The 22,281-nt window shown below is 59.9% G+C and carries 24 protein-coding genes and 1 tRNA gene; 15 read left to right on the top strand and 10 right to left on the bottom strand.

Going from position 1 to position 22,281, the window contains the following annotated elements; genetic code table 11:
• Positions 1-72 precede the first annotated feature (72 nt).
• The 9 genes from X727_RS158630 to X727_RS158670 all read left to right on the top strand — a co-directional run bounded on the left by X727_RS158630 (position 73) and on the right by X727_RS158670 (position 8,631).
• On the top strand, positions 73-960 hold the full coding sequence (locus X727_RS158630) for a hypothetical protein (RefSeq protein ID WP_023833766.1): 888 nt from the start codon (positions 73-75) through the stop codon (positions 958-960).
• Positions 961-1,320: 360 nt separating this feature from the next.
• The gene (locus X727_RS1000000165500; protein ID WP_023833764.1) at positions 1,321-1,926 is read left to right on the top strand and encodes a hypothetical protein; all 606 of its coding nucleotides are present in this window, start codon (positions 1,321-1,323) and stop codon (positions 1,924-1,926) included.
• On the top strand, positions 1,923-2,150 hold the full coding sequence (locus X727_RS158640; protein WP_023833763.1) for a hypothetical protein: 228 nt from the start codon (positions 1,923-1,925) through the stop codon (positions 2,148-2,150). The genes X727_RS1000000165500 and X727_RS158640 overlap by 4 nt, the downstream gene beginning before the upstream one ends.
• Positions 2,147-2,530, top strand: a complete 384-nt coding sequence (locus X727_RS158645; RefSeq protein ID WP_023833762.1) for a hypothetical protein — start codon at positions 2,147-2,149, stop codon at positions 2,528-2,530. Before X727_RS158640 ends, X727_RS158645 begins: the two co-directional genes overlap by 4 nt.
• A gap of 55 nt (positions 2,531-2,585) precedes the next feature.
• Positions 2,586-4,649 (top strand): hypothetical protein, encoded by a 2,064-nt coding sequence (locus X727_RS158650; protein WP_023833761.1) that lies wholly within the window; start codon positions 2,586-2,588, stop codon positions 4,647-4,649.
• Positions 4,613-4,831 carry a hypothetical protein gene (locus tag X727_RS158655; RefSeq protein ID WP_023833760.1) on the top strand — a complete coding sequence of 73 codons (219 nt, stop codon included), beginning with the start codon at positions 4,613-4,615 and terminating at the stop codon, positions 4,829-4,831. Before X727_RS158650 ends, X727_RS158655 begins: the two co-directional genes overlap by 37 nt.
• Positions 4,828-5,130 carry a hypothetical protein gene (locus tag X727_RS158660; protein WP_023833759.1) on the top strand — a complete coding sequence of 101 codons (303 nt, stop codon included), beginning with the start codon at positions 4,828-4,830 and terminating at the stop codon, positions 5,128-5,130. Before X727_RS158655 ends, X727_RS158660 begins: the two co-directional genes overlap by 4 nt.
• Before the next feature lie 77 nt (positions 5,131-5,207).
• Positions 5,208-7,130, top strand: a complete 1,923-nt coding sequence (locus tag X727_RS1000000168885) for a hypothetical protein (protein WP_023833758.1) — start codon at positions 5,208-5,210, stop codon at positions 7,128-7,130.
• A gap of 1,087 nt (positions 7,131-8,217) precedes the next feature.
• Positions 8,218-8,631: a hypothetical protein gene (locus X727_RS158670; protein ID WP_023833756.1), complete on the top strand. Its 414-nt coding sequence runs from the start codon at positions 8,218-8,220 to the stop codon at positions 8,629-8,631.
• 409 nt (positions 8,632-9,040) lie between these two features.
• On the opposite strand, the gene X727_RS23625 is transcribed toward X727_RS158670, so the two are convergent.
• The gene (locus tag X727_RS23625) at positions 9,041-9,262 is read right to left on the bottom strand and encodes a Flp family type IVb pilin (protein ID WP_023833754.1); all 222 of its coding nucleotides are present in this window, start codon (positions 9,260-9,262) and stop codon (positions 9,041-9,043) included.
• Between the two features lie 1,560 nt (positions 9,263-10,822).
• Here X727_RS23625 and X727_RS158680 point away from each other — a divergent pair.
• Positions 10,823-11,035: a hypothetical protein gene (locus X727_RS158680; RefSeq protein WP_023746180.1), complete on the top strand. Its 213-nt coding sequence runs from the start codon at positions 10,823-10,825 to the stop codon at positions 11,033-11,035.
• Positions 11,036-11,145: 110 nt separating this feature from the next.
• Here the strand turns inward: X727_RS158680 and X727_RS158685 are convergent, their stop codons facing one another.
• Entirely contained in the window at positions 11,146-11,679 is a 534-nt protein-coding gene (locus tag X727_RS158685; protein ID WP_023749100.1) for a J domain-containing protein, read from the bottom strand.
• Positions 11,680-12,526: 847 nt separating this feature from the next.
• Positions 12,527-12,715 (bottom strand): hypothetical protein, encoded by a 189-nt coding sequence (locus X727_RS1000000167780; RefSeq protein WP_155923530.1) that lies wholly within the window; start codon positions 12,713-12,715, stop codon positions 12,527-12,529.
• A 193-nt stretch (positions 12,716-12,908) separates the two neighbouring features.
• Here X727_RS1000000167780 and X727_RS1000000168445 point away from each other — a divergent pair, with 193 nt between their 5' ends.
• Entirely contained in the window at positions 12,909-13,082 is a 174-nt protein-coding gene (locus X727_RS1000000168445) for a hypothetical protein (RefSeq protein ID WP_023833751.1), read from the top strand.
• A 76-nt stretch (positions 13,083-13,158) separates the two neighbouring features.
• On the opposite strand, the gene X727_RS1000000167775 is transcribed toward X727_RS1000000168445, so the two are convergent.
• From X727_RS1000000167775 to X727_RS158695, 3 genes are all read right to left on the bottom strand, one after another.
• On the bottom strand, positions 13,159-13,359 hold the full coding sequence (locus X727_RS1000000167775; RefSeq protein ID WP_155923529.1) for a hypothetical protein: 201 nt from the start codon (positions 13,357-13,359) through the stop codon (positions 13,159-13,161).
• Between the two features lies 1 nt (position 13,360).
• Positions 13,361-13,792, bottom strand: a complete 432-nt coding sequence (locus X727_RS1000000167770; protein WP_155923528.1) for a hypothetical protein — start codon at positions 13,790-13,792, stop codon at positions 13,361-13,363.
• Positions 13,793-14,011: 219 nt separating this feature from the next.
• A complete protein-coding gene (locus X727_RS158695) occupies positions 14,012-14,257 on the bottom strand; it encodes a helix-turn-helix domain-containing protein (RefSeq protein WP_023833748.1) in 246 nt (81 codons plus the stop codon).
• A 118-nt stretch (positions 14,258-14,375) separates the two neighbouring features.
• On the opposite strand from X727_RS158695, the gene X727_RS158700 reads away from it, so the two are divergent.
• The gene (locus X727_RS158700) at positions 14,376-14,813 is read left to right on the top strand and encodes a hypothetical protein (RefSeq protein WP_023833747.1); all 438 of its coding nucleotides are present in this window, start codon (positions 14,376-14,378) and stop codon (positions 14,811-14,813) included.
• Positions 14,814-14,861: 48 nt separating this feature from the next.
• Here X727_RS158700 and X727_RS158705 read toward each other — a convergent pair whose 3' ends face one another.
• From X727_RS158705 to phaC, 4 genes are all read right to left on the bottom strand, one after another.
• Entirely contained in the window at positions 14,862-15,137 is a 276-nt protein-coding gene (locus X727_RS158705) for a hypothetical protein (RefSeq protein ID WP_023833746.1), read from the bottom strand.
• Between the two features lie 123 nt (positions 15,138-15,260).
• Positions 15,261-15,335, bottom strand: a tRNA-Glu gene (locus tag X727_RS158710).
• Positions 15,336-15,667: 332 nt separating this feature from the next.
• On the bottom strand, positions 15,668-16,789 hold the full coding sequence (locus X727_RS158715) for a YcbK family protein (protein ID WP_245265759.1): 1,122 nt from the start codon (positions 16,787-16,789) through the stop codon (positions 15,668-15,670).
• Between the two features lie 359 nt (positions 16,790-17,148).
• The gene (gene phaC, locus X727_RS158720; protein ID WP_023744796.1) at positions 17,149-18,984 is read right to left on the bottom strand and encodes a class I poly(R)-hydroxyalkanoic acid synthase; all 1,836 of its coding nucleotides are present in this window, start codon (positions 18,982-18,984) and stop codon (positions 17,149-17,151) included.
• A gap of 97 nt (positions 18,985-19,081) precedes the next feature.
• Here phaC and X727_RS158725 point away from each other — a divergent pair, with 97 nt between their 5' ends.
• The 3 genes from X727_RS158725 to X727_RS158735 all read left to right on the top strand — a co-directional run bounded on the left by X727_RS158725 (position 19,082) and on the right by X727_RS158735 (position 22,164).
• A complete protein-coding gene (locus tag X727_RS158725; protein ID WP_023667627.1) occupies positions 19,082-19,492 on the top strand; it encodes a hypothetical protein in 411 nt (136 codons plus the stop codon).
• 90 nt (positions 19,493-19,582) lie between these two features.
• Positions 19,583-20,800: an LL-diaminopimelate aminotransferase gene (locus X727_RS158730; protein ID WP_023681615.1), complete on the top strand. Its 1,218-nt coding sequence runs from the start codon at positions 19,583-19,585 to the stop codon at positions 20,798-20,800.
• A gap of 50 nt (positions 20,801-20,850) precedes the next feature.
• A complete protein-coding gene (locus X727_RS158735; RefSeq protein WP_023833745.1) occupies positions 20,851-22,164 on the top strand; it encodes a homoserine dehydrogenase in 1,314 nt (437 codons plus the stop codon).
• The last annotated feature ends 117 nt before the right edge of the window (positions 22,165-22,281 follow it).

The raw sequence follows: 22,281 nt of genomic DNA, 5'->3' as shown, positions 1-22,281 counted from the left end.
TTTCAATGGCTTCGTCTGTCGGTTTTGGTTTGCGATCTTCCCTGCATCAGTCAGCCATGAAGGTTCGAACCAATGAACATGCAGACCATCATCAAGCAGCTTCGCGGTCAGCCAAATTCTGTCGACCAGCTTCGACAAGCGCTTGACGGCATCGACATAGAAAGTCTCGAAAAGACCGCTGAACAGTTAGAAGCTGACCGACGGCGCGTCCTGCTCGACGGAACCGACAAGGATGTCGAGGCGATAGAGGCCAAGATCGCCTCAGCGAACCGCGACGTCGAGCGCGCCTATGCTGCGAAGGTCGAACTGACCAAACGCCTGGAAGACGCCGCTGCGACCGCGACCGAGACGGAACGTGCAGACGCTTACAGGATCGCCAAGGCCAAGGCCGACGCCGCAGCCAAGATGCTGAGGAAGGAATACCCCGAACTCGGGCGCCGCTTTGCCGATCTCCTTCGCCTTGTCGCTGAGGCTGACATGGCGGTCCACGCCGCGAATGAACACCTGCCGGCCGACGCCGCTCCACTCACTCCTCCAGAGCCTATGGCGCGCTGCCTGCCTGAGCTTCCGGAGCAGATCCTTGAGGAGAACGAGGTAGAGCTCTGGTGCCATGCCAACGGTAGCGGCAGCAACTCAATCCTAAGCGATGACGTGCAGCAAAAGCTCGCAGGCTACCGCGCAGACGACAACGGCATCGTCCAAGTCCCGATGCATGGCTATGCCGCCGTGAAGCGCCGGTTCATCCGTAGAACCACTCTGCCTCGCGTCAACGCCTCAAGGCCGCAGCCCCTCTCTGAGATTGCATTGCCTGGGCTGATGGACGGAGATCCCCCGTTCTGGTCCCCCAAGGGATACGCGATGGAGTCACGTTTCATCCTCTCTCGCTTGGCCGAGATCGCCAGCATGAAGCCAGGCAACCCGCAACAGCGGGAGCCCAAGACCGAATACCTCCCCTTGTGAATTTGTGAGCATGGACACGACCCTTCACCTTGACGACAAAGAGACCGGACGGCTTCGGCTGCCCGGCCTCAACCTATTGCCTGCCCCTTCCTGTCAGTCTGGGTATGGCAAAGAGCCGGGCAGTTTCACAGCGGTTACTGTCCGGCTCGGCAGTTCAACGAAAGGCGCGGCCATGTCCTCGGAGAGCATGGTCTTGCGTCGCGGGTCGGGCGGTATGCCGACTGCTCGGCCCGCACCGATGCCCAGCAAGTCAACGGGTCCCAGTGGGCGGCTGACGTATGAGGGGAATGCGACAGCGTGGAACGCCTCCAGCCATAGCTTCGAAAGTTTCATTTCCGTTTCCGGTTCGAGGGCAAGCCCTTGGATTTCTTGACCTCGACAGTCACTGCTGCGGAACTCGGGGATGTTTTAAACCTCACCGATCGGCGCATCCGGCAGCTTGCCGAGGAAGGCGTCTTCGAACGCGCTGGCCGTGGCCGCTACCCGCTTGCCGGTTCCGTGCAAGCCTACATTGCAGCACAGGAAACCGACGAGTCCGACGAACTCCGCAGGGAGAAGATCGCGCTCATGCGTGCACAACGGCGCCGCATCGAACTCGACAATCTGGTCCGCGAAGGCACCGAGGCCGATCTTGATTTTCAGGACATTTTTATCGGCACCATCTCGACTTGGTGGTTCCTGCACATTCGACCGATTGCCACATGGCTGTTTGAAGACCTTCGCCGCCGGGGAGTGAAAGACGACCATCTCATCGCGGGCGAGGTTCAAGCATGGCTCATCTCGCTGCGCCATGAAGGCGACGTGATGATGCTTGGCGCCGCCTCCAAGGCACGGAGGCAAGGCATCGTCATTGATGGCTACGACACGCTCGTCAGACTGATCGGCGCTGAATCCAAAACCGACAACGAAAGCGCGGACGAGGGCGAACCGCCCACCCGGCGCCAGACCAAAAAGGCGAAGGCATGAAACACCTGAAGCAAATGCTCAATGGGCCCGATCTTCCTTCGGTCCTGGCGGCGCCGTTGCAAGACGCGATTTCCCACGTCTGGCCGTCAATCCGGAAAGCACAGCGCTCGGGCGATTTCGAGCTCGCCGAGATGTTGATTCGCCATGCGCTCGAAGGCGCGATGCCAACCACAATTGCAATTTTCGAAGCCCGCGCGGCTTCCGCCATAGGAGAACTACATTGACCATTCCAAGCCACTTTCCCGACCACTGGAAAAGCGCGCTCGCCACGGGTGCCGCCACGGGCTTCCGCACCGCCGGCGACATGGTGAGCTTTTTCTACAAGGCGCGCTTCGTCACCGCCCTCTTTTCCCAGGAAGAGAAGCACTATCTCGACCTGGCAGACCGTCATCCAGAGCAATACGCCGCTGCCCTGGCTCAGGCTCGGGCCGAAGATCGGGCCAAGTTCGAAACGTCCGAAGCCATGAAGCGGGCGCCCTTCGATGCTGCCGAACCGGGCAAACCAGTCACGACCATTTCGAAGGCGTGGGACAAGGCCATCGCAAAAACGAACGAGGGCTTCAACGACCTGGCTGCCGGCATCTACGCCCGCCGAAACAAATAGCTCACATCAATTCGGCCCCTCGTGACGACGCGCCTGTCCCTAGAAGGAAGCCAGCATGGCCGGCAAAACAATCCGACAAAGAATAGCACTCGACGGCGGCAAGGACCTAGAGAAGCAGCTGAAAGATCTCGGCGCTGAAGGCGAGAAGGCATTCGCCAAGATCCGCGCCGCCGCAATCAAGGCTGACCTCGCCAAATTCGGCGCCAGTGTGAAGACCTTCGGCTCTGACCTCGCCGCAGTCGGCCAACGCTTCGCACTGTTCGGTGCTGGCATTGCGGCTGCTGCTGCCGGTGCCGGCGCTGCCGTTCTAGGTCTGGCCAAATCCGGCGCGGACGCTGCGGACGCGGCCGGCAAGGCAGCGCAGAAGACCGGACTTCAGATCGATGAATACGGGCGACTGGAGTTCGCGGCCAAGATGGCGAACGTTTCCCAAGAGGAATTCGTCGCCGGCATGTCCAAGTTGAACAAGGCGATCGGCGAGGCGGCACAGGGCACCGAAGCGGCTGGCAAGGCGTTCGAAGATACCGGCGTGCACGTCACGCGCTTCGGCCAGAAGACCAAGGACGCTGCCAAGCCGGTCAAGGCCGCTGGCGACATCTTCACCAAACTCGGCGTCAAGATCAAAGACGCAAATGGCAAACTGCGCTCGAACGAGGCGATCGTCCAAGACATAGCCGAAGCCTTCGCCCGAATGCCGGACGGCGCCATAAAGTCGGCGCTGGCAATTGAGGCGTTCGGCAAGGCAGGCGCCAACCTTCTGCCGTTCCTCGACCAGGGCAAACAAGGTCTGCGCGAACTCGGCGACGAGGCCGCGAAGCTCGGAATCCTGTTCACTCCAGAGCAGTTCAAGCTCGGCGACGCGCTGGGCGATTCGCTTGATTCTGTGTCAACCGCCATCAAGGCCATCAAGGTTCAACTCGGGCTGCTGTTCGCGCCGATCGTGCTGGCCGGCGCGCAGGCGCTCACAGACATCATCGTCCAGAACAAGGACGCAATCCTGCAACTCGGTGCTGCCGCCGCGAGGATAACGGCAAGCGTTCTCGGCGATCTGCTGCACCTGTTGAGCGGCAACACCGCAGCCATAAAAAATCCTTGGATTTTGCAGTGGTCGATCGCGATCAAGCAATTCGGCAACGATGTCGCGGGCGTCTTCAACGGGCTGGTGCTGCCGGCCTTCAATGCGCTGCGGGAAGGCGCGAAATTCGTTGCCGACCAGATCAACCGGGTTTTCGGAACCGACATCACCGCGGGGGAATTGGCCCTCGGCGCTGCCATCCTTTCTGCCGCGGGGGCGTTCACTCTGCTCGGATCAGCCGTTGGCGTCGTTGTGGCCGGTATAGGCCTCCTGGCCACGCTGGTCGGCGGAATCCCATTGGCCATTGCGGCGGCGGCAGTTACGGCCGGCGTCCTGATCGGCGTGTTCTGGACCGATATCCAAGCGGGTGCCGCTGCCGCATGGCAGTTCATTGAGGATGGTGCTGCGGTGGCCTGGGGCGCCATCGTACAGGGCGCAACTGACTTGTGGGGGCAGATCGTCGGCGCCTTCCAGGAAGGCCAGCAAGCCGCTCTGGACGCCTTCAATGCAGTGGTCGATGCCGTGGTGCAGACATGGGACGCATTGCGCGACCGCCTGGGGCAGATTTCCGATGCTATCGTGAACCGAATTTTCGGTTCCTTCTCTGGCCTGAAGGAACGCATTGCCGGAATCTGGAACTCAATCGCCGAAACCGCGAGAGCAGCCTTCGGGCGCATCGGCAGTTTTATCGACGGGATGATTTCCAGGATCTCGGCCGCTATTGCCCGGCTCAAGGAACTCGTCGGGCTCGGCAACAGCGCGGGATCGTCTGGCGGTGGTGGCGGCGGCCAAGGCTTCGCACGCGGAGGCTATCTCGCCAACGGACCAGGCACGTCGACATCCGATTCGATCATGGCTCGGCTTTCAGTCGGCGAATTCGTTCTGCAGGCGAAGGCGGTGCGGCGCCTGGGCGTGAATTTCCTTCACGCGTTGAACCAGGGTGCTGACCCGCTCCGGGCAATGCGCGGCTTCAGCATCGGCGGCGCGGTCGACAACTTCAACAGACCATGTCGGTCCCGCGCTTTGCCGGCGGCGGCTCGGTAGGTATTGCTGCCGCATCAAAAGGCAGCGCGTCCGGCATGACAAATGTCCGGCTCGACTTCGGTCTCGGCGCACAAGACGTGTTCGATCTGATCGGCGAAAGCCACGTGGTCAACAAGCTGCATCGGTTTGCGGTCAAGAGCGCACTCCAAACCACCGGAAGAAAGCCGGGGCGTGGCAAATGACCGACAAGCTCGCATGGTGGCGACCGCCGCCGGAACATGAAGGCCGGGCCGAACAGAACCGGCTCAAGTTCAAGGCGCAGTTCGGCAGCTTCGAAGCGGTCGAATTCGATTCGTACTGGCTCGGCACGTCGATGGACGGGAAGCACCTCGCTTTCCAACTCCAGCGGCCGGACGGCTCAACGCACAAGTTCGCGCTGTCCGATCAGATGGTGGAGCAGTTCTTTGCCGAGCTTGCCGGCTGCATTGAAGAGATGGGGCAGCGTCAGCTTGCAGCTAAGGAACTGGACGGCAACGCATGACCGCCGATCACCTCGCCTTCACCGCCGCAAGCACCGCCATCCTCGTGTTGGCCTGGTGGCCTTTTTAGGAGAACCCGATGTTTGTTCACATGATCAGTGGCGGCGTTCCACGCGGTCGCGCCATTGTCATCGGCGGCGGCGCCGGGGATGGAGACGGCGGCTTTGTCGATCCGCCGGTCGTCACCACCACATCGACCGGCGACACCACGATCAAGGGCCAGGTCAAGCCGGGATCATTCGGCAAGTTCGTGTTCCCGCTGGCGACGATCCAGGCTGGGCGGCAATACACCTTCCGCTACACGCCGGACTTCTCCCGGCTGTCCCAGCAGGGCAAGCTGGCGATGGTCGGCTTCGGGCTGAAGAATTCCAACGATTTCCACATCGTCGGCCTGCGTGGAGACGGCACCACTGGCCTGCACAAATACAAGGTCTATGGCACGCCGCCCAATGGCTGGAACAAGGATAGCGGCCACACGACATCAGACGGTGGTGCGGCGGCCGCCGGAACGCAGGCAGGGCCGAACTACATCCGCCTGACGACATCGGTTGATGGCACGACCTATCTTTTCGAAACCAGCAGCAACGGGGCGGCCTGGAACGTCGAATATTCCGGCTCGACGCCGGACCCCTTCACCAACGTTTCCGGCGTGACCACATTCGGCATCGCGCTCTGGTTCAACAACGCCGATGCGGGGCCGTTCTCGATCGTCATCGACCAGTTCGTCGATGCGCTGCCCGTGCAATATCTGTCGACGCAAACCGACAACACCAACACCAACATCTACACATTTTCCAACCTCGATGTCGGCACGGCAGATGCCAATCGCAAGGTCTTTGCCTGCGTCGGCGTCAACAACACCGGCATCACGGTGTCGTCGGTCACCATCGGTGGGGTCGCAGCTGTCAAGATCATCGAGGCCAACACTAGCAATCGTTCTGGCGCGATATTCGTTGCTGATGTACCGACCGGTGCGACGGCGACGGTTGTGGTAACGGCGAGCGGCACATCAAACGAATGCCTGCTGTCGCTCTACAGGACGACGATCGCCAGCTTGGGGCTCCTGGACACCGCTTCCAACGTTGTCGGGACGGGCTCCGTCAACACTCTCACGCTGGCGGATTTGGCGGTCAGGCCCGGCGGTGTGGCCTTGGTGTTCGCAGGAACTACCGGGACTGCTGGAACGACTGAGGCTTATAATGGAGCCGACCCGCTGGTTGTCGACGACGAGAGAAACAGCGAGGGCAACCGCTATTCCTCGTGCTCGGTTCGGACCACGGAAAACGTCGATACCAACGATTTTACTTTCACAACGGCGCTGAATCAGGCGTTCTGGCTGAGTGGCGTTTCGTATTTCCCGCTTACCGGCTCGGCCTACGCGCCCAATCTCGCTTCGACATTTTCCGATGGCACCGACGGCTCGATCTATACGTTCAATGCGCAAGGCATTGGTGTGGCCAATGTCAATCGGCAAATCCTGATCTGCTTCGGTTGGGCGTCAGGATCAGGGCGCACGGTCACGAGCGTCACCGTCGACGGCAATGCCGCAACAGCGGTTGCCTTCTCCGGCAGCGGCACCGGCGGCTGCGCGATCTATCGCTATGCCGTGGCGGCCGGCACGACGGGTAATATCGTCATCAACATGAGCGGCACTTGTGTGCGCCTCGGTGGAGGCGTCTACGACACGCGGCCTCGCGGCACGCTGACGGCAGTCGATACCGGAACCGACAATACCACCACGACCTCGATCACCGGCGCCGATGTCGAAGTCCGCAATGGCGGCTTCCTGATCGTCGTTGGCGTCCAGCCGGCGACTGAAACAATGAGCGCGGTCTACAACGGCGCTGACACGCTGGTGAAGGATTCTCAGCTTTCGCTGGAGGCCACAACTGGCGTTGGTCTGTTCTCCTGCCTGACGACCGAATACGTCAAGACCAACGATGCTGGCTTCTCTGCTGCCACCAGCAATGTGAAGCGGGTGTGCGCGGCAAGCTGGCTCTAAGAAAAAAGATTGCGCCGCCAAACGCCATATCAACAGCACTCCGATAATTGAGACGTAGCCATCCAGCGCATAATGCCAGCCAAAATAGACTGAGCCAAACAGGATCAACGCAGCGTACAACCATCCGACAATAGCCAGCCGGAGATTGAGTTCGGACAGAAACAGGGCGTTAAGAAACGCCATCGCGACATGGATGCTCGGCATTGCCGAAATCCCAACGCCGAAGACTGCCGTGTCATCAATGTAGGAGGCATAGAGGTAGTTTGAGGCGCCAAGCGCTGCTGATCCTGACGATGTCGACGCAAGTGCCGCCGAAAGATCGGCAAACCGATCTCCGCCGAACATCCGGTCGTAAAAGATCGGACCAGCCGACGCACCCACGGCGCGCAGGATGGTGCCGAGCACAAGCAACGTTGCGGCAAACGACAGCAGGTAACGGATTCTCAGTCTGTCATTGCGCAGAAAGGCTGCAAAAAGGACGAAGCCGAACCACTGCGCGAACCAGACAGGGCCATAGCAAACCCCGAGAGCTGGAGCCATCCAATCGGGAGAGACGGCATGAAGATGCCGCCAGGGCTGGCCGAAGTGCAGGATATCATCCAGATCGGCCAACGGCTTGTCGGCGAAGAACGGTATCCATGCCGGGATCTGATATTTGAACGTTGAGAACGCTGCGATCGCAAAACAGAACACGCCGATCACCAACGCTGCACCGATGCCTCTATTTCGAATAATGTCCCGCAGATAGGACAATGGTGCTGACGGACGCGATATGACTGCCGCTGCGCCAAGTCCACTGAGCAGCATCGGCGGCAAGGCTGCAAACTGTGTGATGGCGTATTTTTCCAATAGCGATGTGAACGCCTGCCAGGAAAACACAGCCGCAACGGCTGCATAGGCCAATCCAGCAAGCGCCACTTTGCCTTCGACGCCGATACGAGGACGGCTGGCTACGGCCGCTGCGTCTGACATCTTGAAACCCCACAACACCCTGCGTCATCCAAACATCTTCCGATCTCTTCAGCAAGGCGTTGGTTGACAAACGGTTAACGTCACAACTTCCGCGATCACGGAAAGGCAACACCCTATGGCGAAAAAGCCCGTATCTCGCGCTGTCGCGTCTCTCAACGTTCTGCTGGCTCAGGTCAACAAGCTGGCGCCCAACCGGTCGAAGGCTGCCGACGGCTGGATTGGCGACGCCAAGCACATGGCCCGTCATTCCGACCACAACCCGGAACCGGATGGCACGGTCGATGCGAGGGACATCACCAACGATCCCAGCGGCGGCTGCGACATGCGCAGGGTCTGCGACGCGATCGCCGCATCCAAGGACAAGCGCATCAGCTACATGATCTGCAACGGCCAGATCATGTCCGGCCGCACCGGCCCGAAGCCGTGGGTCTGGCGCAAGTATACCGGCGCAAACGGCCATTATCACCACGGCCACATATCGGTTCTGGACGAGGGGCAGGACGGTCATAGACGCCCCCACCTAACCTGAGGCTTGCGGCGGGCACCACGGCCGATATCGTCATCACGATGAGCACCACTTGCCGGCTTTCTGGTCGCGGTCGGCATCGAACTGAGCACAGAGACCATGACGGCCAGCTACAACGGGGTGGATACCCTGGTTAAGGATGCTCAAGTCTCGCTGGAATCGACGACAGACCTTGCCTTGTTTAGCTGCCTTACGACCGAATACGCGAAGACAAATGACCCTGGTTTTTCCGCTACCAGCAGCAACGGAAAGCGGATTTGCGCGGCAAGCTGGCTCTAAGAAAAAGGGCCGGCGCGACGAACGCCGACCCTTCTCCATCGCCTATGCAAAATTGATCGGGGAAGCTCAACCCAAGCAAGTCCGCGCAGGCAACGCGCCGTTCGGGTTCAATCGACGGCGGCGCGTTTGTTCTTTACGGCGAGCAACCGCCAGTGCCGGTGCCGGCAGCGTCAACGCCTTTGCCGTCAAGATTGGCGCAAAGACCGGTGAACTGATCGCCGACCCACCCGCCGATGGCGAGGATCGCGAGCAGCGATGCCGCTGCAATGATGCCGACCAGGATTGAATATTCGACCATCGCTGCGCCCGACTCCTCGTCGCGGAATGCCTTGGCCATGCTGATAAGTTTCGTCATTGTTTGAACCCCTGTTTACTATTTACCCGGACAAAGGTGCCCCTGTAGGTGCTCATCCCCCGGTCCCGATGCTGATCCTCTTCCTCAAAACCGGGAGGAGTCAACTATCGTTTAACGAACCGTTAACCCTTGGATGCTTTGGCCTTGGTTGTCTTTACAGCTAAGTCTCTGCGAAGCATGAGCAATTTGCGGCTTAACCATGTCGCGCAGTCGTGCTGCGGCCAACGACCAAGCTCTAACCCTAGATATATCCCGTTATTTAGCGGGTGCTAATGCCATAGTTCACCGGACGCGATCTAACCCGCGATCGCCATTCCAAGGCAAACACCTAGGCCGATTGCGAGGCCTAGTAACAGCTTGCCGGCAAAATCGAGGGCGAAGGCGCGGACAGGGCGCCACACGTCCTGGCGGGGCTCTCTGAGGGCGCTGGCGATATCATCGAAGATCGTTTCCATCGGTCGAGTCTAGATCGAAGCGCCGAATCTGTGAATCCCCTGTTTGTTCCGCCAAAGTCTAACGATCAGGGAAGCGCAATGGAAAGCACGTGCAGTAACGGTTGATTCAACCATTGCTGGTAAATTGTGGAATGTGGGTGGCGGCTCCGACAGTTCGGGGTGGAACTCGATGCCAGAGCCGCCTGCGCAGCCGAGGTTGGGGTTTGACCGCGCCGTCCTATTCTGGGACAGCGCGGTCAACGATTCGTTAAAACGCGCCGGAACTAATTAAGCACGCGCTAATTGACTCGCGGTCTCGGGAGTCAGTGCATGCGTGAAGTTCATTCCCCCGATGAAGCCGATTTTGGCGGGACAAGCCTCCCGAGCGTCACGTACCGGCCGCCGTCTTCGTCTTCCGTCTTCCTAGAGATCGGCCATTCGTTGGGCGAGTGGGTTGTTCGCATCATAGGCAGAAACGGTGAAACGTATTCCCGAGCATTCGAAAATGAGGCAGATGCTGTCGCTTTCGCTGGCGATCAGTCTTCACGTCTAGGATTGGAAGCTCCCCCGAAGCGAGCAACTTGACCGCCCTTCTCTGAAGATCCGAAAGCGCGGATCTGTGAATCCCCTTGGAACATCGTCGGCCTCGAAACACTTCGGGCGGTCGCACTGTTCCCATATCAGTGTCTCCCAAAACTGCCCACTACCTCAACGGTTGGTGGGCTTTTTTGTACATTAGCGGAACCTGAAATTTGGGGGCTTGTTGATAGAACGGCAGCGAGTGGGTGATCGCTGCTGGTCGAGGTCCCGCAAGACTCGGCCGGGCTCGCATCACCTGCCCCGGTCGGTGCGAGCCCACCGTCGAGCGACCAACAAGCGAACTTCCCTGTGTCGGTCTCTATTTGATACTAGGAGACGGTGGTTTCACCATCACGCGCAATGGCATCTGGTCGATTGTTGCGACGATGGCAGCAGCCAGCGCTTCCGCCTCATCCATGAGCCCCGGCCCATAGAGACCGTTCAGCGGCTTCGATCTTCATAACCATTGAAACATTCACTTTAGCTAAAATGTTCCGGAACCGATTTCAGGTTGGCGGCTTGAGACTGTGAGGGAAGAACACTAGTCATGCCCATCAGACGAAAAGCCGTGGATGCCGGGATTTTTAAGCCTGCCGAATTGGCCTTGCTAGGGCGCGTTTTCGAGCAGCTTAAACTGGTCGACGACCAATCACCTGATGGGCAGGGCCGGTTGGCTTCTCGGATCATTGCCAACTACATGGCCGGGATAAAAGATGAGGCCGAACTTCTCTCGCTTTCGAAGCAGCCGTTAGGGCGGTAAGGTCGGGAAAGCTAGACCTTTACCAGCCGCACAACATCAGGCGCGACCGTCACCACCGGGCCACCCAGGCTGACCGTTACGGCGTCCTTCTCGACCCGTGTGACGGCTTTCTAGTCTCTACTCAGGAGCCGAGTGCTGGTATCGCGACGCAGTTCGGAATCGGCGCGATCGACGCCTTCAACCGTGATCGCGATTGTCCCGTTCTCAATTCTTGCAATCCACCCCTTTGCCTTCATGTACCAGAGATGAAACTCCAGATGCTCTGGTGGACAGCCTAACAACCGTTCGATTTCGACGTCGCCAATGCCCGGATTGCCGACATCCTGGCGGCGCTTCACATAGAGCAGCGAAAGCAGTTTGGCCTGGACCAAAGCGTCCTTCTCGACCCCTTTGGGGTCGCTTGCCTCCTCGACCAATTTAAGCCGCTCACCGGCATGCTCTCGATAGGAGATATCGTACTGGGCGCGCTTAACGGGATCCCTCAAGACGTTGTGTGCTTCTACTATTTCGCTGAAGCGGGCTTCGTTTCCAGTTTGCTGATTGTCGGGATGATAGCGCATCGCAAAGTAGCGGAATATTCGCTCAAGTGTCTCCGAGTTGGCGTTTGGGCTGATCTCCAAGAGTTCGTAGTAATCAACGAACAATGCGCTGCTCCCTCAAACATCGCTCGACAGCTGCGGGGGCCGACCGCCTACATGGCGTGCAGTGCCCTCACTCGTCGAGTTCATATACGGACAATACATTGCGCCCGGGGTCAAGATGAGCGGGAGCTATAGGAGGGCAGACGGCGCCCTTCGATTTCACCGCAGCGTTCCAGCAGGAAAAGGTCGGCCGCATCATGAAGACGATGCACGGCCCAGCCGTAGGCACTTGGTTCTGGACCTGCCATGACGGCGGCGCGGGCGGAACAGTCGAAACGAAGCATGAGGCTGTTGCTGGAGTCGAGCGGGCATTCACGCGGCGCATCGCCGGGGCAGATTGGCGCTAGGTTCAAAGCCTTTGGCGGTACGGAACTTCCAAAGCAACAGCAGCCTACCATGGCACAGTGCGCCGAAGAGGCATTAGCCTCTCACTCCGCAAATACTGATTTGAAGGGCATTTTAATAAAATGCCATTCAGCTGGCACGCTAGGCTTTCCTCTGCACTGCAATTAACTTTGACCAAACGAAGTAGTGGTGTCGCGCCGGTCATTACTTGCGTGATTGCTAAAATAATGAAACGCTCCCACCCATTGGGGATGGGTCGATGGAAGAAAGCCCAGATAGATTTAGTTGCATTCTCGATCCGGCCGGCGCTTGGATGGTATGGGATGACGTTGCCGACGAGCCCGCAACCTTGGGCGGAAGAATACTTATGGGCTGCACGCGAGAACGCGCCGAGACTGCTCGCGACGTACTCTTGCGCATTTACCAAAATAGGCTGGACGCTCGATCAGCTGGCCGCTCCCCCGCTTAAGACATGCGCTCTGCCGGTCACACAGCGCTGGTGCGTTCACCCCTCTCCGGCTGGGTAGGGTCCGGTTCTTGGTGCCGCTCTCGTTGTTTTTTCGAGGAACAGCTTGGCGAGTTCGCCCCACTCAGGATGATCCCTGGTTTTATGCTCTTCTATGAATTCAAGGAAAGCCTTGCGCAAAGCGTCAAGGTCGAAAACCTCAAGATGCTCGCCCATACCGTCGGCCATACCCGCAACTCCCAGACGGTTATTAGCTTGTCCTCACGTTTGAGCCTTCAAGGGGGCCTTGCCTGAGTTTCGACCGGGCAGCGCCACATGGTTAATTGCGTGATTGCTAATATGCTCGTATCTTAGGCAATGTGGGGGCTCTATCTCCCCGCATGAAGGCACCACACCTTTATGAAGTAGGCAAAGGTGGAGCATGGTCGACGAGTCGGTGACAACCTACCTTGTGAGCGTGTTTGAAGCGCCGAACTGGCGAACGGTGCTTACGACCAACGACAAGGCCAAAGCCTTGGCCTGGGCGAGAGAAATCGGCGAAAACGTGCAGGTCGAGGAGATCACGCCGGAGCCAAAGGGTGCTAGCGCTGAGTAAAACGGCTGGTTGCTGCGGGGACACAAAAAAGCCCCTGCGTCAGGGGCTTCTCGTCTCCAGCAAACCTAGCGAAAACTCAACGAGCGAATGACTGATCGCCGTGAGTCTCCTCGCCGGTATATTCACGAGCAAGTTTCTTCTGCTCGTCGGTTAGGGTTGCAAGGAACCCGGTCATTGGACGCGGCTTTCCACAAAACGCCTCAGGCTCTGGCAATGGCTTTGCCGAAAACCAGCCGGAGAGCGACATTGTCGAAACCGCTGCTTTCAAAGCGCGCATGTCAAACTCCTTTCCTGTAATATGGCTCTTCATGGCGAGGCGATTCAAGCACGAAGCCGTAAACGTTAGTATAATGATTAACGAGCTTTTCGTTGATCGGTTGCAAACGGATTTCCCGTTTACCTCGTGCTTGAGCATAATTTGTAGCGGCTTCAAGCGCAATCAAAATCCGCTTTCCCTTCAATGGACACGCCTCACGGGGGTCGCCTTCCATAAAACGAAGCATCAAACTTTGGCCGGTTGTGAGGCCCAACGCCAACCCACTCAAACGACCTTGACCGCTCCAAATGGCCATATCAAGGCGATCCGGTTCACGATGCACCCTAAAGATTTTCTGCCAATCAAAATACGACTGGCCCCATTCTCCATAATGTTTAAGCGCGCGCCCTGACCATTCGGTTATTTGCACCGGTTTCTGTAGAAATTCGCTCATCGTTGCCGCTGCCGATTTATAGGCGTCGTATCGATTTTGCGCGTATCGGGCTTTTGCTGCTGATGCGAGAGACAAGGCAAACCACTTGAAATGGACTCAATCGAACGCGTTTACTTCTTCTCGCTATCAGAGTCACCGCACTACAGCGATAAGTGGTATAGATCCTGCTCCATGCAGTGAAATTGATTTCACAGCGACTCGCAGGTTGAAACTGGTCTTTCAGCCATTTTGTTTCCGCAGCCTCACCCCGGCGCCGCCTTCGACCATTTCGCCATCGCCGACAAAGACAACGCCCATCGCCTCCAAAGCACTGCGGATCGCTCCGACATTGTTGGCGATTGGCGTTCTTCGGCCTTTCTCGAAGTCTCTGACTGTCGAGAGGCTGACAGACGCGGCGGCAGCAAGCTCGCCTTGCGACCACGAGAGAAGGCCACGAGCGGCGCGGGATTGGGCGGGATCAAGCATGCGTCACCTTATCAATGAATTGTGACAATATCAACGAAATCCGTTGACATCAGGTTAATGTCAACGCACGTTGCCCTTTGCGGCAATCATGTCGCGAGCCCAAGGGGGGCAATCTCAAATGTTGAAGAAAATCGCCGCTTCGGCGGATGGCGAAGCTTTGCCTACAAACGTGGTCTCAATGCCGTGGCCTTGGGCAGCAGTTTTGCCTCGCAGTGCCGCCAGCAAGTGGGCCTACAACGTGTTTGCGGTGACAGACACCTACCCGGAGCTTCGGGCTGAAAGCCTGATCATTGATCCAGACGCGGAACTGGAAGACGGGTGCATTGTGGTCGCTATGTTTGGAGGCGGTCATCCGCAAACCATGAGCTGGCGCAACAATCACGGCCGAGGCTATGGGGGCCGCTTTGCCGCCAAGGGAAGTCTGGAGGAGACGTTCCTTCTCGACTCCATGGTGTGCGGCCGTGGGCCATCTTCTTGCATTCGCATCCTCGGCCGGGTGTTCGGCGATCGGCGACGCTTCCCGCGCTACAGAACGTGGAACGATCCGGCGGTCTGATTCTTCCGGTTCTAGAATAATTGGCCCGCTGCCTCACGGTGGCGGGCTTTACGTTGTGATCCAGCCGGCGGCGCGTCCAACTTCAATAAGGGCCAAGACGACGGTGGCAATCGTTACCGCCAGCGCCATTCCCCGTTCGAAGTTCGCGAGCCGCTTCACCGTCGCCAGTTCCTGGCCATCCCAATACAGTTGATTCGTGACCGGGTGCATCCCCAAGAGGGTTAGGCCTTCAAGGCTGGTCACCTTGATACCGGAGGGCCATTCAGGAGGTGGCGCCGCCGAAGCGTACCGATTTGCTCTGATTTCCGCCCAGTCGACTTCCATTGCTGCCTCCTTCCAAGCCTGATTCGAGTGTGACAGGAGTCGCGATGCTCGACAAACGTGGGACGGATATTGGCCAAAAATTGGACAGGGGAGGGGAGATTTCCGCTAAGTGCTTGAAAAATCTGGTACGCCCAAGGGGAATCGAACCCCTGTTACCGCCGTGAAAGGGCGGTGTCCTAACCGCTAGACGATGGGCGCGCTCAGACGAAGCGGCTTATAATTGCGTTGTTGCCAACCGGCAACCCATCAGCCGCCAGATGCGGAAACTTTTTTCAAGAGGGGCGAAAAGGGCCAGTTTGGTGAGCCAGCCCAGGTTTTCTGCCCTCGCGTCATTGCACATCTTTCGAGATTAGCCTGAACGCCCCGCGCAGTCGTCATCCTATGGTCTGCGCTGCGTCGCTGCGCGCCTTGCTTCGCCATAGGATGACGAAGTCGCGGGTGCCTCGGCTAATCTCGAACGTCGCTGATAGCTAATCGGGAAAAACGGCAGGCTGCTAACGGCCCCTCGGCCCGTTTGCCGAATGGGGATGCTAACCCCGCCGGCGGCAGCGCCAGTTCCAGTCGCGCTCGGGGCCGACGTCGACGTGAACGGATTCGGTATGGCAGTAGGTGCCGACGCCGCCGCGGCCGGGCATGGTTCGGATGTAGCTCGCCAGTTCCCATTTCGAGACGCCGGGAACCTGGATGTCGGCGGCGGCGCAATACATGTGCAGCGAATTCTTGGCGCCGTTGGCGCGGCGGTTGCGGGCCGGGTCGCGGTAGCCTGATGTGACCATCATCTTGCGGCCGTAATGGCCTTCGATGGTCTTCAGCACACGCACCAGCGACGGCTTCAGGCAGGCGACGTCGACGCTCTCGTTTTGCTTCAACAGGCCATTGGGCGCCAGCCGGGCGAGGCCGGCGGCGGAGGCCACCTGATAGGCGCCGCCCGAACCCTCGTCCTCGTTCAGGTCGACGTCGCTTTCGTCGTCGAGGCCGGATTTGCGCTTGATCTCGAACAGCGCCGTCTGGCGCACGCCGGGCAAGGCATCGCTGCCGGTGATGTGGTTGCTCTCGTTGCCAAGCGAGGCAAGCTGCAAGGGCTTGTCGGCGGAATTGGCTGACGCTAGCGTGATGATCGGCTTTGCCGGGGCGGCCTTCTGGGAAGCAACCGCAGGCTGTTCGCCCGAGCGCGAGTTGACCAGCGGAGCAGGTGCCGCCGAGGTTGGCGTGGTGCTGAACAGTGAGGCCAGGAAGCCCTTCTTCGGCGTGTCGATCTGCTGGGGCGCGGCGGTCACGTAGACCTCGTTGGTCGCGGGCGCCGCTGCCGTCGCTTTCGGTGCGGTCACGCCGGCATCGGCGGCGGCGATCTTCTGCGCCACGGCGTCCGTTGCGGCCGCGGTCTGTGCTGACTGCTGCAGCGACTGCGGCGTCTGGCCGACAATGGTTTCGGAGCCGGCGGGAACATTGACCGGGAAGCCGGTGCCGGGCTTGGCCACCGGCACATAGGCGACCTGCTCGGGCAGTGTCGCATCGCCCGCTGCCGTCATCATCATCTGCGGCCCGGTGGATGTGACCTGCACGGTCGAATCGCCCGGCGCCGCAGGGCTGGCGCCGGAAGCCGCGGCGATGTCAGAAGCGGTCGCGTTGTAGCCAGGCATGCCGGCGGACATTGTGGGGTCGCCAGCGGAGGTGCAGGACGCCAGAAGCACGGAGAAAAGCGCTGCCGCTATAGTGCGACCTTCTCTCCCCGCGAGACGCGATCCTACTGATTTCAAAACTAGATTCCCCCTCGGTGTCCGGTCGGCCTGCTATTGGTGCGGCGTCGAAACGTTCACATCCAATAACCTTGTGTTCCCAAACCGGAAACGAGACTTGTGTCAATTCTGCAAGCCTCTGAATTATTTGCTCGTTGGAGGCCAATTGAGGCTTCTTGAAGGTTGACGACACCATTTCGCCCCGTTTTGCCGGCCCGTCAACTCACCAGACATTACATTCCGTTACACACAGGCACCTGCAAAAGGTGCCGGCGTTACACGCGGACCTTCACATAGGTGCCGGGGGCATCACCCAGGGTTTTCATATTCTTGCCCGGTTTGCGGGCCGGAACGAGGGTGTCGTCCTGGGTTTCGATCCAGTGCTGCCAGTGCGTCCACCAGGAGCCGGGATGCTCCACCGCCGAGGCGAGCCACTGGCCAAAATCGCCCGTCGGTTTGCCGCCGGTCCAGTACTGGTATTTCTTGGCTGCCGGCGGGTTGACGACACCGGCAATGTGGCCGGAACCAGCCATCACAAACTCGACGTCGCCGCCGAAATATTGCGAGCCGAGAAACACCGAAAGGGCCGGCGCTATGTGATCTTCCTTCGACGCCAGGTTGTAGACCGGGATGGTGACGTCGGCCAGCGACACAGTGCGGCCGGCGAGTTCCATCACGCCACGAGTCAGATTGTTCTCGAGATAACAGTTGCGCAGGTAGAAGGAGTGGTTGGCGGCCGCCATGCGGGTGGAATCGGCGTTCCAGTAGAGCAGGTCGAAGGGAAGGGGATCCTTGCCGCGCATGTAATTGTTGATGACATAAGGCCAGATCAGGTCGCCCGAGCGCAGCATGTTGAAGGCGGTCGCCATCTTGGTGCCGTCGAGGTAGCCCTTTTCGTTCATCGATTTCTCGACCGCTGCCACCTGGTCCTCGTCGACGAAGACTTTCAGGTCGCCGGCATGGGTGAAGTCGACCTGCGTGGTGAAGAAGGTCGCCGATTTGATGCGGTTGTCGCCTTCCTGTGCCAGCAGTGCGAGTGCGGCCGCCAGCAGCGTGCCGCCGACGCAATAGCCGATGGCGTTGACCTCTTTCTCGCCGGTCGCCTTCTCGATCGTGTCGAGGCCGTATTGCAGGCCTTCCCGTATGTAAGCTTCCCAGCCCTTGGCGCCGTGCCGCTCGTCGGGATTGATCCAGGAGATGACGAACACGGTATGGCCTTGCTCGATCGCCCAGCGGATGAAGGACTTTTGCGGGTTGAGATCGAGGATGTAGAACTTGTTGATCCAGGGCGGGCAGATCAGCAGCGGGCGCTTGAGCACCGTCTCCGTCGTCGGATCGTACTGGATGATTTCGGCGACATCGCTGCGCCCGACCACCTTGCCGGGAGATGTCGCGACGTTCTTGCCGATCTCGAAGGGCGAATAGTCAGCTTGTCTCAGCTTCAGGTCGCCCTTGCCGGCGGCGATGTCTTCGGCCAGCATCTTCATGCCGCGCACCAGGTTTTCGCCATTCGAGGCAACGGTTTCTCGAAACAGCTCCGGATTGGTCAGGATGAAGTTCGACGGCGAGATGGCATTGGACACCTGCTTGACGTAGAAGCTGGCCTTATGGCGGGTGTGATCGTCGAGGCCTTCGGCGTGCTCGACCAGGTCGGCCGCCCAGCGCGAGGTGACGAGATAGGCCTGTTTGAGGAAATCGAAGAAAGCGTTGCGACCCCATTCGGGGTCTTGAAAACGCTTGTCGCCGCGCTCGGGCTTGACCGCATCTTCGGGCGCCTCGGCATTCGGGCTAACCTTCTGGATGGCGTTGCCCCAGACCGTCATGTAGCCGGCGAACAGTCGCGTCTGCGCTTCCAGCGCGCGTTGCGGGTCGGCCAGCCAATATTCGCTGAGCTTGGAAAAGGTTTTTACCATGTCGACCACGGGTTCGGCGACATGATCGCGCACCTCGCCCTTTTCGCGCGGCTCGGCCCAGGCGGAGGCGGCTTTGCCGGCCTGCTCGACCATGCGCGCCATGTTCAACGCGAAGCGTTCCGGGTCTTTCACCAGATATTGCTCGACGGTCGAAGATTGATCATCTTCCGCTTTGCTCGAATCAGGTGTTTTGGACATGGCTCGCGGGGTTCCTCCCGAGGCGTTTTCTTGACATATTATCATGGGACATCTGACCGGGTCCAATGCGCTGTACCCCGGCTGCCAGGAAAACAATATGACGATTAACACCGGCGAGACCATTTTTTCGGGGGCAGGCCGCTTTTGCCGCATCGCGGTTGCAATCGCCTGTCTGGCGCCAGGGCTGCTGGCGGCAAGTGGCTGCACGAGCGCCAACACCGGCAACGGGATGAATGTCGGCCTGACCCAGGGCGCGCAGGACACCGGCTCTTATCCCAATCTCAACATCCCACCGCAGGTGGCGGCAAAGCAACTCACCCCTGAGGAGACGCAGGCCAAGCTTGCCCAGTTGAAGGGCGAACAGCAGGGGCAAGTGGCCAAGGGCGGCGGCGGTGCCCCGTCCACCAGCCCGGCGGCGCTGAATTCGCTGGCGAAGAACCATGGCAAGGACACGCTGAAGCAGATCGAAGCCAAATGCGATCCCGCCCTCGACCCTACCTGCAAATAAGGCTATATCGCGCGCCGAAAGCGGTCTTTGCCAAGGGCGCCTAGCCAAACCAACTGTGCTGAAGCCAATCTTAAATCGTCTGGAACTGACATGGAAGAATTTCACAAGGTCCGCCGGCTTCCGCCCTACGTGTTCGAGCAGGTCAACCGGCTGAAGGCCAGCGCCCGTTCGCGCGGCGCCGACATTATCGACCTTGGCATGGGCAATCCCGACCTGCCGACTCCGAAGGCGATCGTCGACAAATTGTGCGAAGTGGTGCGCGATCCGCGCACGCATCGCTATTCCTCCTCGCGCGGCATCCCAGGTCTGCGCCGCGCCCAGGCCGCCTATTATCAGCGCCGTTTCGGCGTGAAGCTCAATCCCGACACGCAGGTGGTGGCGACGCTCGGTTCGAAGGAAGGCTTCGCCAATATGGCGCAGGCGATCACCGCGCCGGGCGACGTGATCCTGTGCCCCAACCCGACCTATCCGATCCATGCTTTCGGCTTCATCATGTCGGGCGGCGTCATCCGTTCGCTGCAGGTCGAGCCGGATGACGGCTTCATCCCGGCGCTCGAGCGCGGTGTCCGTCATTCGATCCCGAAGCCACTGGCATTGATCCTCAACTATCCGTCTAACCCGACGGCGCTGGTCGCCTCGCTCGATTTCTACAAGGACGTGGTCGCCTTCGCCAAGAAGAACGACATCATCATCCTGTCGGACCTTGCCTATTCGGAGATCTATTTCGACGGCAATCCGCCGCCTTCGGTGCTGCAAGTGCCGGGCGCCATCGATGTCTGCGTCGAGTTCACCTCGATGTCGAAGACCTTCTCCATGCCCGGCTGGCGCATGGGCTTTGCCGTCGGCAACGAGCGGCTGATCTCGGCGTTGACGCGGGTGAAGTCCTATCTCGATTACGGCGCCTTCACGCCGATCCAGGTGGCGGCGGCGCATGCGCTGAATGGCGACGGCGCCGACATCGCCGAAGTGCGCGAGGTCTATTTGAAGCGCCGCGACGTCATGGTCGATGCCTTCAGCCGCGCCGGCTGGACCATTCCGGCACCGGCTGCCTCGATGTTCGCCTGGGCGCCGATCCCGGAGCCGTTCAAGCATCTCGGCTCGCTTGAGTTTTCCAAGCTCCTGATCGAGCACGCCGACGTGGCGGTGGCGCCGGGCATCGGCTTTGGCGAGCATGGCGACGATCACGTCCGCATCGCGCTGGTCGAGAACGAGCACCGGATCCGGCAGGCGGCGCGCAACATCAAGCGCTTCCTGGCGTCCAGCGCCAAGCAGCCGAACAATGTGGTGCCGCTCGCCGCGCATCGCTAAAGTCGCCGCACATCTTATTCGAGCAGATTTTTTGAGGGGCGTCGCCGGGCATGGCTGAAGCGTTGCGTGTTGGAATTGCGGGTCTGGGTACGGTCGGCGCCTCGGTGGCGCGCGTGCTGCGCGACAAGGCAGCGGAGCTGACGCGCCAGTGCGGACGCGATGTCATCGTCACGACCGTTTCCGCGCGCGATCCCAAGCGCGACCGTGGCGTCGACCTCAGCGCCGCCAAATGGTTCGACGATCCGATCAAGAGGGCGCAGGCCGCCGATATCGACGTCTTCGTCGAACTGATCGGCGGCGACGAAGGGGCAGCGCGCGCGTCGGTCAAGGCAGCACTTGAAGCCGGACGTCATGTCGTCACCGCCAACAAGGCGCTGTTGGCCAAGCACGGCGTGGCGCTTGCCGAAATCGCCGAGAAGAGGGGCGTGCTGCTCAACTACGAGGCGGCAGTTGCCGGCGGCATCCCGGTCATCAAGACGATGCGCGAGGCGATGGCCGGCAATTCGGTCACCCGCGTTTTCGGCATCCTCAACGGCACCTGCAACTACATCCTGACCCGCATGGAGGCCGAGGGCATCTCCTTCGACGAGTGCCTGAAGGACGCGCAACGGCTGGGCTACGCCGAAGCCGATCCGACTTTCGATATCGAGGGCCATGACACGGCGCATAAATTGTCGATCCTGACCAGCCTGGCCTTCGGCACCAGGATCGCCGCCAACGACATCTACATGGAAGGCATTTCCAATATCAGCCAGGCCGATATCCGCGCCGCGGGCGACCTTGGCTACCGGATAAAATTGCTCGGCGTCGCGCAGCGCACCGACAGCGGCATCGAGCAGCGTGTGCACCCGACCATGGTGCCGACCGCGTCGGTGATCGCACAGGTGCATGGCGTTACCAATGCGGTGGCCATCGAAACCGACATTCTGGGCGAACTGCTGCTCTCCGGCCCGGGCGCCGGCGGCAACGCCACCGCGTCCGCCGTGGTCGGCGATATCGCCGACATCGCAAAGAGCCGGCCGGGCTTCCAGCACGGTCCGGTGTTCGGCCTGCCGGCCAAGGAACTGCGCCCCTACAAGAAGGCGCAGATGCGCAGCCATGCCGGCGGCTATTTCATCCGGCTGACCGTGCACGACCGCATCGGCGTCTTCGCCGCGATCGCCAAGCGCATGGCGGACAACGACATTTCGCTGGAATCGATCGTCCAGCATGCCGTCAGCGGCGAGACGGACGCGCAAAAGACGGTGATCCTGGTCACCCACGAGACGACGGAAGCAGCGGTGCGCAAGGCTGTCGACGGCATCACCAAGGACGGCCACCTCACAGACAAGCCGCAGGTTATCCGCATCGAGCGTGCGGGCTAGGCCAAGTCATTTTTCTCCTTTAACCGATTGATGCTGCTGCTGAAAATGGTTTCGGACGCCATAATGCTCTCTCTCTTTGATTTGGAGCCGGATTGAGATTTCAGGTCGAACCCACCA

The organism is Mesorhizobium sp. L103C105A0 (genome assembly GCF_000502215.1).
Taxonomy (GTDB): Bacteria; Pseudomonadota; Alphaproteobacteria; order Rhizobiales; family Rhizobiaceae; genus Mesorhizobium.
This window is presented reverse-complemented; position numbering and strand designations above follow the sequence as displayed.